Annotated in this window: 9 protein-coding genes and 1 pseudogene; 5 read left to right on the forward strand and 5 right to left on the reverse strand. The window is 48.8% G+C overall.

The features are described from left to right. Positions 1 to 246: 246 nt before the first annotated feature. The 3 genes from EOJ37_RS13030 to crp all read right to left on the reverse strand — a co-directional run bounded on the left by EOJ37_RS13030 (position 247) and on the right by crp (position 3,958). Complete coding sequence (locus EOJ37_RS13030; protein WP_127960346.1) at positions 247 to 822, reverse strand: VOC family protein; 576 nt, start codon at positions 820 to 822, stop codon at positions 247 to 249. 373 nt (positions 823 to 1,195) lie between these two features. Continuing rightward, on the reverse strand, positions 1,196 to 3,268 hold the full coding sequence (locus tag EOJ37_RS13035; protein ID WP_127960337.1) for a YccS/YhfK family putative transporter: 2,073 nt from the start codon (positions 3,266 to 3,268) through the stop codon (positions 1,196 to 1,198). Between the two features lie 57 nt (positions 3,269 to 3,325). Then, entirely contained in the window at positions 3,326 to 3,958 is a 633-nt protein-coding gene (gene crp, locus EOJ37_RS13040) for a cAMP-activated global transcriptional regulator CRP (protein ID WP_127960338.1), read from the reverse strand. 602 nt (positions 3,959 to 4,560) lie between these two features. Here crp and EOJ37_RS13045 point away from each other — a divergent pair. The 3 genes from EOJ37_RS13045 (at position 4,561) to EOJ37_RS13055 (ending at position 7,699) form a co-directional block, all read left to right on the forward strand. Then, positions 4,561 to 4,968, forward strand: a complete 408-nt coding sequence (locus tag EOJ37_RS13045; RefSeq protein WP_127960339.1) for an OsmC family protein — start codon at positions 4,561 to 4,563, stop codon at positions 4,966 to 4,968. A gap of 238 nt (positions 4,969 to 5,206) precedes the next feature. Next, entirely contained in the window at positions 5,207 to 6,388 is a 1,182-nt protein-coding gene (locus tag EOJ37_RS13050) for an MFS transporter (RefSeq protein WP_127960340.1), read from the forward strand. Positions 6,389 to 6,529: 141 nt separating this feature from the next. Continuing rightward, positions 6,530 to 7,699, forward strand: coding sequence for an amidohydrolase (locus tag EOJ37_RS13055; protein ID WP_127960341.1), 1,170 nt, complete (start codon positions 6,530 to 6,532; stop codon positions 7,697 to 7,699). 100 nt (positions 7,700 to 7,799) lie between these two features. Here the strand turns inward: EOJ37_RS13055 and EOJ37_RS13060 are convergent, their stop codons facing one another. Both EOJ37_RS13060 and argA read right to left on the reverse strand, forming a co-directional pair. Further along, positions 7,800 to 8,675, reverse strand: coding sequence for a phosphoribulokinase (locus tag EOJ37_RS13060; RefSeq protein ID WP_127960342.1), 876 nt, complete (start codon positions 8,673 to 8,675; stop codon positions 7,800 to 7,802). A gap of 69 nt (positions 8,676 to 8,744) precedes the next feature. After that, positions 8,745 to 10,070, reverse strand: a complete 1,326-nt coding sequence (gene argA, locus EOJ37_RS13065) for an amino-acid N-acetyltransferase (protein ID WP_127960343.1) — start codon at positions 10,068 to 10,070, stop codon at positions 8,745 to 8,747. 253 nt (positions 10,071 to 10,323) lie between these two features. Here argA and amiC point away from each other — a divergent pair, with 253 nt between their 5' ends. Beyond that, a complete protein-coding gene (gene amiC / locus EOJ37_RS13070; protein ID WP_127960344.1) occupies positions 10,324 to 11,565 on the forward strand; it encodes an N-acetylmuramoyl-L-alanine amidase AmiC in 1,242 nt (413 codons plus the stop codon). Positions 11,566 to 12,042: 477 nt separating this feature from the next. Then, positions 12,043 to 12,351: pseudogene (locus EOJ37_RS13075) on the forward strand (RtcB family protein); the annotation flags it as partial. Between the last annotated feature and the right edge of the window lie 127 nt (positions 12,352 to 12,478).

A 12,478-nucleotide genomic window follows, 5' to 3' on the forward strand; every position in this document is an offset into this window, starting at 1 on the left:
CAATGTGGTTAAAGATTATTTCGTGATTAAGCATAGAGGTTGTCTGCTCGATATTAGCGGGTCAATAACGGAGATCATACCTCAAAAGCCTTGCCATGCCTCGTTCATATGAGGGGATGGTTAAGGTATGCATCACGTTAGGTAGAAAATGGACTTTTTCTGGTCTTCACCGCGATTTTGATTTCTCTGTGGGCTGGTTTTAGGGGAGGTCTTCTCCCCATGCAATGTGGCTATGAGCCTGAGGTCTCAAGCACCAATATCGCTATGCCCCTCTTCAAACTCCCATTGCACTCCATACTTATCGATAAAATAAAAATACCTTATTTTTCCAATAATATCGCAGACACGTTGTTTCTCTTCCTGGCTATTTTCTAGCGCGGGATCAAAGAAATGAAATTCATCGGGAGTAATAGTGTCAATTTTAAATGGTCGATAACTTGTCTCATCGCTAATTAATCGGGTTTCTGGCGAGTTTTTGATTTGTGCGAAAGCGTTGTCAATGTCATGTACACGTAAACAGATATGCCCAACTCCATTAATGTCGTTTGCTTTTTTTTCAGTACGTTGAGTGATGCCAAGCGGTTGGTGATATTCCATGAGTTCCAGAAAAACACCGGCGCCAGGAATTTCCAGAAATTGGATAGAAGCCGTCACTTGTTCGGGTGTGGCAAGAAATCCTGCTGATTTGGCAAAACCAATGTTTCTGAAATGAGGAAATTCTTGCTGTGGGATCGCACCGAATAAGTTTCGATAGTAAGAACTAGCTATATTAATATCGGAAACCACAATGTTGATATGCCCAAGACCATTAAACTTAATCATCATTATCTCCTTTGCTCTGTGTGTTTTTGCATAGATGAAATAATATACTTTTATAATATAGCGAATAAGGCTGTGTGGCTATTTATAATGTATCCTAAATGAATTTTAACGTATAAACAATAAAATTATTTCAGAAAAAGCATGAGGAAGTGTTTTTTTGCGAAACTTGATGGGTGTGATTTTTAAAATAGAAATCACATCATCTGAAACTGATAGGGCTAATAAATTATTTTTTAGTCAAAAATCAGCACGAAAATTTTCGTGACCTTATCCTGATAATTATCTTTGGTTGACTAGTAAGTAAAGTACGCCTAATAAAAACTAGCGATTGCATACGATTCTGCTTTCGTGATCAGTAGTCAGGTTAGGTTTATCAACGCCAGTGACGCCACTTGAGCCAAATGCCGTGGTGTGGGCGTTGCCGCCAGGCGAGAGCGGAGATGGTATGCATCACGGTTAGGTGGGAGAGAATGCGGCGCAAATGGCGCTCCATCTCAGTGATAGGCTGCTCTGGCGGCAGATCAGGCAATAGCATGATGTTGTTGCTGGTGGTTGGCCCATCATACTCTAACCGCTGCTGACAGGTTTGCAGCGCAATTTCACAGTGTTGTAGATACTCTTCCGCGACTGCGCTGGGCAGCGTGTGGTGCTCACGCACCAAGATGGTGATTGCATTAACGTGTTCGACAATAAATTGGCTGTGAGTCAGCCATAAGCGCATGTCAGTAAGGTAGTCAGCATCAAAGCCAGGCTCTTGCATCGCTTGGCTGAGTGAAGTGGAGAGAGCATAGTGCGCCTGATTAACCCGCATACGCGCATAGGCTAACTGACTGGCGCTCGGGTGTTGTTCGCTCAGTAGTAAACGCAACGCATTTTGCGTGCGTTCCAACGCTTGATGGGCATTTTTGCGTAACATGCCACTCTGCCATTGTGGCCATAACCAGAGTGTGGCGGCAAATGCCAGCAAGCAGCCAATCAGGGTATCGATCAACCTCGGCAGCAAAAAATAGGCGCTTTCCGGAGTGAGTATTTTCAGGGTATAGACAGCTGTGATGGTAAAACCAACCACTGATAGACCGTAGTTGGTGCGCAAGAACAGATTGGCTACCAGTGTGATCAGTAACATGATCCCCAGCGTTGTCGCCTCCAGCAGTGGCAGTTGCAGCAGCACGGCACTGAGTGCTAACCCGGCGAATGTGCCAAACGCTCGGTGCTGTATACGTACCCGGGTGGCGTTGTAACCATTTTGGCTTACCAGCATGATGGTGAGCAAAATCCAGTAAGGTTTTGGTAACTGAAACAGCATACCGATAATGCTACCGATGGCCAGTGTGACGCCCAGCCGTGCGGCATTGCGCAGAGCATTTGATTTCAGCGATAAATAGTTAACTACCGCTGGCCAAAACGGCAAGCGTGATTGATTGTCCATCAGATTGCGCCGGTAGAGCGGGTGAAAAGTGCGGAGTAAACGCGCAATATGGCTGAAGTGATAGAAGCAGAAGTGCCCGACAGGGTTATCGGCATGGCGCGTTGCGATTTTTTCCAGTGCCGCCAGCTCATGTTTCATGTTAAAGCGTTTTGAGTGGCGGTGGTAAAGAATATCGGCGGCCACGACGCGCAAACGTGTAGCAATCACTTGGGCATTGCGGCGAATGATGGCCTCTGCTTGGCTCTGCTCCACCAGTTTTTGTACCTCTTCCGGCAGATGCAGGCTCACGGTGATATGTTCTTGCAGATCAAGCGCTACCTGAAAAGTGCGTTGCAGCCGCTTCTGTTCCAGATTACCGCTGTGTGGCAGAAAGTTAAGTTGTTGATAGAGTAAATTAATAATATCCATAACTTTTTGCTGGCGCTGTAACAGCGGCGGCAGTGCGGTTTCAGGATCAGTATGCTGTGTCAGCAGTGAGTATTTGGCTTCTAGGTAATCGGCCAATTCAAGATAGAGTTGGCTGAGCGATTCGCGCATCGGCTGCTCTTTCCAAAGTTTGAACCAGAACCAGGTAAACAGCCCATACCAGAGTGTACCAACGGCATACAACAGCGGAAAATGCCAGACCGGCACATGCCCACTCATACTGAGCGAGAAGATTGCAGCGACCAGCGCCGCAGGCAGTAACCGGCCATGTAGTGGACTGATTTCACCACTGACGCCAAGCAGCAGTGCCATCACTAACATCACTAGCGGTAACGGGATCTGCCATAGCAGCGTCTGTTGCAGTAAAAAACTGCTGAGCGCAAATAGTGAGCCACCGACAAACAACCGTTTGAAAAAGCGCCGATGTGGCGTATCTAATCCGGCGATATTACAGCAGACAGGGAGTAGCGAGAACATGAGCCCAGCGCGCAGATTGCCCAACCATAACCCCAACAGCACCGGTATAGACAAGATCAGCGTCTGTCTGAGTGCATAGTTAACTTCAGGATGATAAATCAGGCGACGCCACATGGTTTGCGATTCAACAGCTCAAAAACGGCACCGTTAACAGTGCCGTGTGTTTAATGATTAGCGAGTACCATAGACCACAATCGTTTTGCCGTGGGCGGAGATCAGATTCTGGTCTTCCAGCATCTTCAGGATGCGACCGACAGTTTCACGTGAACAGCCAACAATTTGGCCAATTTCCTGGCGGGTGATCTTGATCTGCATCCCTTCTGGGTGGGTCATGGCATCGGGTTGTTTGGCCAGGTTGAGTAATGTTTGTGCGATGCGTCCAGTGACATCAAGAAAAGCCAGATTCCCAACTTTCTGTGAAGTGACCTGCAACCGGCTGGCCATTTGTGCCGATAGCCGCATTAGGATATCTGGGTTCACCTGGATCAATTGCCGAAATTTCTTGTATGGAATTTCAGCGACTTCACAGGCATTTTTTGCGCGTACCCAGGCGGTACGTTCTTGATCCTCTTCGAACAGGCCGAGTTCACCGATAAAATCCCCCTGATTCAGATAGGAGAGGATCATCTCTTTGCCTTCATCATCTTTAATCAGTACGGCGACGGAACCTTTGACGATGTAGTAAAGCGTCTCGGCTTTTTCACCTTGGTGAATCAGTGTGCTTTTGGCTGGATACTTGTGAATATGGCAATGAGACAAAAACCATTCAAGGGTAGAGTCTGTGTGCTGTTTGCCGAGAACCATTCGCTGCTATCCTCTGTTGTTATCGCTGCTCTGCGTTACTGGAACCTGTTTTCCCAAAAAATATTAGTCACTAGAGTGGGTTGAAACCGTTTTTCAGGTCTTTTCACTTCACCGCGCCGATTGCATTCAGGCAGGCGTGGTATGCGTTACCTGCTGCTCAGTTGCTGTCTGGCTCGGTTGTTAATCTAGTTCATAACATATCAAGGCAAGATACCGTTACCGATCCTCTACCGCTGCCATACGGCAGGTTACCTGAGCGTCAGTTGCATCCAGTGACCTAGTTTGCTACGCCCTGGTGACAATCAGATTTGCCGCTTGCACCTAACTCTAATTGGGTAGAGTGTGTGCCTTGCTGGATAGAGAGTGGCGAACGGATGTATGACAACCACGTTCTGCAGAGACATCGATTCACGGAGCTTTCCTTGGACACTTCCCCCGAAACTGATGGCGCCGGAAAGCGTTATTGTCTGCTGCTGTTTTTAACACAGCGCGTGCTGAATGTCTTCTGTTGTCTCGTTTCAGCCTGATTGAGGTCAGGTTATGCCGCCGGATTTTATACATAATTGTGCTGGGTGTGTCAAAAACTAACCGGAGTCAACAAGATGCAAGCACGTGTTAAATGGGTTGAAGGATTGACGTTTCTTGGGCAATCCGCCTCAGGACATCAAATCGTTATCGATGGTAATGGCGGTGAAAAAGCCCCTAGCCCGATGGAGATGGTGTTGTTGTCAGCAGGAAGCTGTAGCGCAATTGATGTAGTTTCGATATTACAGAAAGGGCGCCATGATGTGCGCGACTGTGAGGTTATCGTCAGCGCGCAACGTCGTGAGCAGGCACCACGTATGTTTACCAAGATTAATCTGCACTTTATTGTCACTGGGGTTGAACTGAGCCAGCATGCAGTGGAACGTGCGGTGCAACTCTCCGCCGAAAAGTACTGTTCGGTATCACTGATGTTGGCGGCAGGAGTCGATATCAGTCACAGTTTTGAAATTCAGTACGTCAATTAATGCGTTCCCCCATTCACCCGCTGCATGTTTTACCTGTAGGGTGGTCGTTGTGTTTTAACCATGCACTCATTATCGTTTGAGTTATGTGGCTATTGATGGCGGTTGAACGCCTAGACTAGGCGTTTGCATAACACGCGAATGATTTTTGATTCATGCTGTTGCGGTGGTTAAAGGGGGCACGATAGTGCAGAGTGAATACCGAAACGCTCACTGAAATGCAACGTAGGGATGTTGACAAATGAAAAATAGAGCATTGATGATTTTTTTGTTCTTTGTTGGTTATGTGTTTGTATTTATAGATAAAACAATGATGGGGTTTGCACTGCTGCCGATTGAGCGGGAATTTAATTTGCCCGCCGAGCAGTTGGGCTATATTACCGGTATGTTCTTTCTGGCCTACTCGCTGTTTCAAATACCCGCAGGTTGGTTGAATGATCGCATCGGGTTTAAAAAAGTCATCTGTAGTTCGCTGTTCTTATTGGGTGGTTTTGCTCTCTGTTTCGGTTGGCTAGGTGCTGGTTTGGCGACATTGGTGCTATTTCGCTTTCTATCCGGTATCGGTCATGCGGGCTATCCCTGTTCTTGTGCCAAAGCGGTGGTGGCAAATTTTGAGCTAGAGAAACGCACTTTTGTGCAATCGATTCTGCTCTCGTCCTCTGGTTTGGCAATGACCATTGGGCCATTTCTTGCTGTTTATTGCTTAGCGCATGTTGGCTGGCGCGGTTCCTTCTCGTTATTGGGCATCTCGGCACTGCTGATTGGCATTTGCATTTTGGTGTTGGTGCCTAACCCGGAAAAACCGGCAGCAATGCAAGATAAAGCCAATAAAATCAGTTATAAATCTTTGCTGGCAAGCCCGGTGGTGCTGTTAATGTTTATCGCGAGCTTCTGTATTAACATCCCAGCTTATGGCTTGATGGCGTGGCTGCCAAAATTTCTGGTACAGCAGCGAGGCATGCCGCTGGAAGAGTCGAGTATTGTTGTCGCTGCTGGTGGTTTGGGGATCTGGCTCTCTTCAGTCGGTGCTGGCTGGGTGGTGGGGCGCTATCTGCAAGGGCGTGAACCGCTGTTTATTTTCGTTAACTCGCTGCTCAGCGCACTCTGCATTTGGTCGGTGTTTACCAGTAACACAACACTGAATGCCAGCCTGTTCCTGTTCCTAAGCTATATTTTCCTGATGGCGGCGTTTGTCACCGTATTCACCTTACCGATGAAGCGCTTACCAGCAGAAGTGATGGGAGCGGCAATTGGTTTGGTGAATACGGGGGGCACGCTTGGCGGCTTTGTGGCTCCGATCACCATCGGTTATCTGATTGCTATGAGCCAAGGCTATCTGACGACCTTTGTCTTTTTGGCGCTGGCAATGGTCGTGGCCGGTTTATCGGTGTTGCCGTTGGTCAGGCGCTCTTCTGCCGCATAGTTAACGCATGCGTTAATGACGGCAGGTGTTGGTTCATCTCCCTGACTAATGCAGTATCACACGCGGTTGATAACTATCCGCCAATTATAGTAGCGCAGCGATGCTGCCCAGTGTCATCCACAAGAAATAGGGTTTACTGTTATGAATATTGAACAATTGATTGCCAGCGTGCAGCAGCAAGTGGTGGCCTGGCGCCGTCACATTCATGCCAACCCGGAGCTATCATTTCAGGAAATAGAGACAGCCGATTATATTGCTGAGCAGTTGGCAACGTTTGGTTGCCTGCAAATCCGACGGTTAACGCCGAATAGCGTAGTGGCTGAGTTGCAGGGGGCCTTACCTGGCCCTTGCTATGCGCTAAGAGCCGACATCGATGCATTACCGATCCACGAACAGAGCGATGAAGTCTGCTGCTCCACCAAACCTGGCGTGATGCACGCCTGTGGACACGATGCACATGCTGCCATGTTAATGGGAGCCGCTAGCGTACTGTGCCAGCTACGGGATAGATTAAAAGGTTCGGTGCGTTTTATCTTCCAACATGCTGAAGAGGTGCCTCCAGGTGGTGCGCAGGAACTGGTAGATTTAGGTGTATTGGACGGTGTAGCGATGATCTTTGGCCTACATGTATTCCCTAACTACCCAACGGGTGAAGTACTGCTGAAACCCGGCGTATTTAGTGCCTCTAGTGATAATTTTGATATCGTACTGCAAGGCAAAGGTGGGCATGGTTCACAGCCACACCTCTGTATTGATCCGGTAGTGATTGGTGCCGAGATCGTGACGTCACTACAGCAGATTGTTGCGCGTAAACTCGATCCTCTGCATACACCAGTGTTGACAGTGGCCACTTTCCAGGCCGGTGACAGTTATAACGTCATTCCAGACAGTGCGCGCTTGGCGGGCACTTTACGGACACATAGCCAGCAGGTACGCGAACAGGTGCCAGCGCTGGTGGAGAACATTGTCGCTGGAATTAGCCAGGCACATGGGGCCAGTTACAGCATCAACTGGACACCGGGTTATGCGATCGGTAATAACCATCTTGATGCCTGTAAAGTGGCTCATCAAGTGGTTGCCAGCAGTTGTGGTCAGCCGTTACAGGAGTTGCCAACACCGATGTTTGGCAGTGAAGATTTCTCCTCTTATCAGCAGCAGGTGCCAGGTTGCTTCCTGTTTATTGGTAGTGGTAATCAGCAGATTGGTGCCACTCATGGCTTCCATCACCCGCGCTTTAAACTCGATGAAGCGGTGCTACAGGTCGGGGTAAAACTGCATGTTGGTTTTATCCAACATCTGTTGATCAGCTAGGCCGATGTTGGTTGACCACAACCGTTCCCCTGCGCTGTATTTGTAGCAGCAAGGGGCAACTCGCTGCCGGTGCAGTCACGGCCAGCGAGTTGCACACCCATCATTCACCCGTGACCTTTTTCCCAGCCACCAGTCGTTGTACCAGTGGAGCCATGATCAACTCCATTGCCAGCCCCATTTTGCCGCCGGGCACAACCAGTGTATTGAGATGAGAAATAAAAGATCCCTGTAACATTGCTAACAGGTAAGGAAAGTCGATCTGCTGCAAACCGCGAAAGTGGATCACAATCAGGCTCTCATCCAGTGAAGGGATTGATTTGGCGGCAAACGGGTTAGAAGTATCGACTGTTGGCACACGTTGAAAATTGATATGCGTGCGTGAAAATTGCGGCGTGATGTAGTTGATGTAATCCTCCATGGAACGCACCACAGACTCCATCACCGCCTCACGTGAGTGACCGCGTTCACTGGTATCACGGATCAGCTTCTGTATCCACTCCAGATTGACGATTGGCACTACGCCTACCAGCAGATCAACGTGTTGTGCAACATCGATCTGGTCTGTCACCACACCACCATGTAACCCCTCATAAAACAGCACATCGCTGTTGTCGGGGAACGGTTCCCACGGGGTAAAAGTACCGGGAGTCTGCTGATAAGGCACCGCTTCATCGTAAGTGTGCAGGTACTTGCGATAGTGGCCGCTGCCCTGGCTGGCATACTCAATAAAACTGCGTTCCAGTAGCGAAAAATCGTTCGCTTCTGGGCCAAAATAGCTGATATGGCGGCCAACATCACGTGCTTTACGGATCGCTGCGTCCATTTCTGGGCGGGTGTAGCGGTGAAAGCTGTCACCCTCCAGATAGGCTGCATGTAGATTTAACTGCTGAAAAATCTGGCGAAATGCCAGGCTTGCCGTGGTGGTGCCGGCGCCACTGGAGCCGGTTACCGCGATAATCGGATGCTTGGCTGACATGGTAAAAATCACTCCTGAATGCAGGGCAACATCGCCAAATAACGCCTGTTGCCGTCACGATGCCAGAGATCACAGGTCGGCCAATAGGATTTTCGACCGACGCTGGTAGTTATACAACGCCTGTTTTTTGCTGGGTAACATGTCGACTTCTGCCGGTACGAAGCCACGCTCCTGAAACCAGTGAATACTGCGCGTGGTTAACACAAACAGTTTTGTCAGCCCCATCTGGCGTGCTTGGTTTTCGATGCGATGCAGCAGTAATTCGCCGCGCGACGAGCTGCGGTAGTCTGGGTGTACGGCAACACAAGCCATTTCACCGATCTTCTCTTCGGGGAATGGATAGAGCGCAGCACAGGCAATTGTCAGGTTGTCGCGCTCAATAATGGTAAATTTGTCGATCTCCATCTCCAACTGTTCGCGTGAACGGCGTACCAGAATGCCCTGCTGCTCCAATGGCCTGATCAGCTCGAGAATGCCACCGATATCGTTGATTGTTGCCCGCCGCACCTGCTCGGCGCTCTCCATCACAATTTGGGTGCCAATGCCGTCACGTGAGAACAGCTCTTGCACCAATGCGCCATCCTCCTGATAGCTGACCAGATGGCAGCGCCTGACACCGCTGCGGCACGCTTTTATCGCCCCACGCAGGAAACGCACCGTGCCAGAGTGGTAATCTCCTGACTGTTCGAGACGCTCAAGATGCTGCTGGGCATCGTTTGGGAACAGCTCGGGAATAATATTACCCCCCGCAGCGATCACCCCTTGCGAGGAGCAGAAACCAATCATCTTTTCCGCTTTTAACTTGATCGCTAATTGAGTGGCAACTTCTTCTGACGTGAGGTTGAAACTCTCACCGGTGACCGAAACGGCAACTGGGCCGAGCAGCACAATCGCGCCACTATCCAGTTGGCGGTGGATCGCTTCTTCATCGATGCGGCGAATGCGCCCGGTATGGCAATAATCGACACCATCATCGACGCCCAACGGTTGGGCAATAACGAAGTTGCCACTGACCACATTGATGTGGGCCCCTTGTAGTGGCGTGTTATTCAGGCTCATTGAGAGGCGGGCGGTAATATCGAGTTGCAGCAATCCTGCTGCCTGTTTGACTAACTCCAGTGTATAGGCATCTGTGACACGCACATGTTTATGGTAGATAGCCTGATAACTGTGCTGTGCCAGGTTATTGTCAATTTGTGGTCGAGCACCATAAACCACTACCAAGCGGATACCCAGGCTGTGTAACAATCCGATGTCATTAATGATATTGCCAAAGTTATTATGTTCAATCGCTTCACCGCCCAGCATAACAACGAAGGTTTTGCCCCGATGCGCGTTGATATAGGGCACCGAATGGCGAAACCCTTGCACTAGCTCTGTACTACGCTCCTTCATAGACACCCCTCAAAATGCATATTTATACGATATTTTTGTATTTTTATTCTTTTCTGGCCTGAATGGCAAGCGGGAATTTCTCGCGCCACTCGGCATTAGCACTGCGATGACGAGAGAAACTGAAGAAAACGTCAACGATTTTCAGATGACAGCGTGATAACGATTGGGTAAAGTCTTCGCCCTTGCCTGTTGACTTCTCGGTTTTGAAGTAACTTGGCTATATTGTTTTTATCGTTAACTTTGCCGGAGCCACATGTCTACCTCTAATCGCAATCTGGGCCGCCGTCGTTTGTTACAGGGCGTTGCCGCAACGTGGTTACTGAGTGTCAGTCGCGTTGGTTTTTCGGCGACCTCGGACGTGATCGCTGTTCGCCTCTGGCCAGCCTCCACCTATACGCGCGTGGCGTTGGAATCTAATATTCCATTAAAATACAAGCAATTCTCACTAACCAATCCCGATCGCATCGTGGTGGATATTGAGGGAATGAAGCTTAACAGCGTGTTGAAAGGCATTCCTGCGCTGGTGAGAAAGGAAGATCCCTATCTAAAACGTGCCCGTGTTGGACAGTTTGATCAAGATACGGTCAGGATTGTGCTTGAGCTGAAGCAGCTTGTGACAGTCAACACCTTTACCCTGCCGCCAGTGGCGAAATATCGCAACCGCTTGGTGCTGGATCTCTACCCACTGAAAGAGCTGACAGAGCAAGATCCACTGCTGGCGCTGTTGGAAGATTACAATAAAGGCGATGTCTCACGTAATTTACCAGAAAAAGCGCCACAATCAGGCCAAGCGGGTCGTGATCGTCCGATTGTGATCATGCTTGATCCTGGACATGGCGGAGAAGATCCTGGTGCGATCGGCAAAAATAAAACGCGTGAAAAAGATGTGGTACTGAAAATTGCCCGTAAATTGAGCGCATTGATCCAGCGTGAGCCGAATATGAAGGTGTTTATGACGCGCAACGAGGATGTGTTTATTCCCCTCGAAGTGCGGGTGGCGAAAGCACGCAAGCAGCGTGCTGATCTGTTCATCTCGATCCACGCGGATGCCTTTACCAGCTCCAAAGCGCGCGGCTCTTCGGTGTTCGCGCTATCGACCAAAGGGGCAACCAGTAATGCCGCTAAATTTTTAGCACAAACACAGAACGCCGCCGATGAAATTGGTGGTGTGAGTAAGAGTGGTGACCGCTATCTGGATCATACCATTTTTGATCTGCTGCAAACCGCGACCATCAATGACAGCCTGAAATTTGGCAAAGAAGTGCTTAACCGCCTGGGTAAAATCAACCATCTGCATAAGAACAGCGTCGATCAGGCGGGGTTTGCGGTATTAAAAGCCCCGGATATCCCATCAATCCTGGTAGAAACTGCATTTATCAGCAACCAGGAAGAGGAGCGTAAGTTACGCACCAGCCATTTTCAGCAGTTGGTGGCCGAGTCTATTCTGGCGGGGATCAAAGCCTATTTTGCCAACGGCGGTATGCGTGTTCGTTGATCGGGCTTGTTATTATTTCGGTAGCACTCGTTAATAACAGAGTATGAAAAAGTCGATATGGCGCAAAATATCACTTGTCATTCTCTCCCTGCCTCGGTATTATCGCGCCGTTTTTATCTATCCCCATTCACCTATTGATCAAGCAAAGGAGGTACATCATGCGTCTTAATACACTGTTTACCCTTTGCGGGTCGAACCACTAACAGCCTATCCCACCAGATCTGATTGGCGCTGCCAATTAGACACAGTGCGCAGCAGTCACAACGTGCAGACAGTACGTGAAGATTTCGAGCATCGCCTTGGGAAATGGCAACTAAAATGGCGTTAATCAAATAGGCTCCATGCCGGATTTCCTGTGGTTATTACTGGTTATTCAATTCATCTTTGCTGTGATTATGCCCAGTTATCTATTCAGGTATTGCCAAGGTTTCGATCTGCCCTATCTCAAATTTAACAAATGAATTATTAGGATTGGTTATGGGCAATACTATTGCTATCGCACCGCGCGTCTCATTGATAGCGGAGCAAAATACTTGGATTGAAGGCGCAGCGATCGAACAACTGACCAACACAGCACAGTTACCCAATATGATGCAAGTGGTTGGGATGCCAGATTTGCATCCGGGTCGAGGTTATCCTGTTGGTGCTGCGTTCTTTTCACAACAGCGTTTTTATCCGGCGTTAATTGGTAATGATATCGGTTGTGGTATGTCACTATGGCAAACCGATTTGGCAGTGATGAAACAATCGCTCGATAAGTTGGAAAAAAAATTAGGAAATATAGATACCCTTAACCATCCCCTCATATGAACGAGGCATGGCAAGGCTTTTGAGGTATGATCTCCGTTATTGACCCGCTAATATCGAGCAGACAACCTCTATGCTTAATCACGAAATAATCTTTAACCACATT

This window comes from Serratia microhaemolytica, from assembly GCF_004011885.1.
Lineage (GTDB): Bacteria > Pseudomonadota > Gammaproteobacteria > Enterobacterales > Enterobacteriaceae > Serratia_G > Serratia_G microhaemolytica.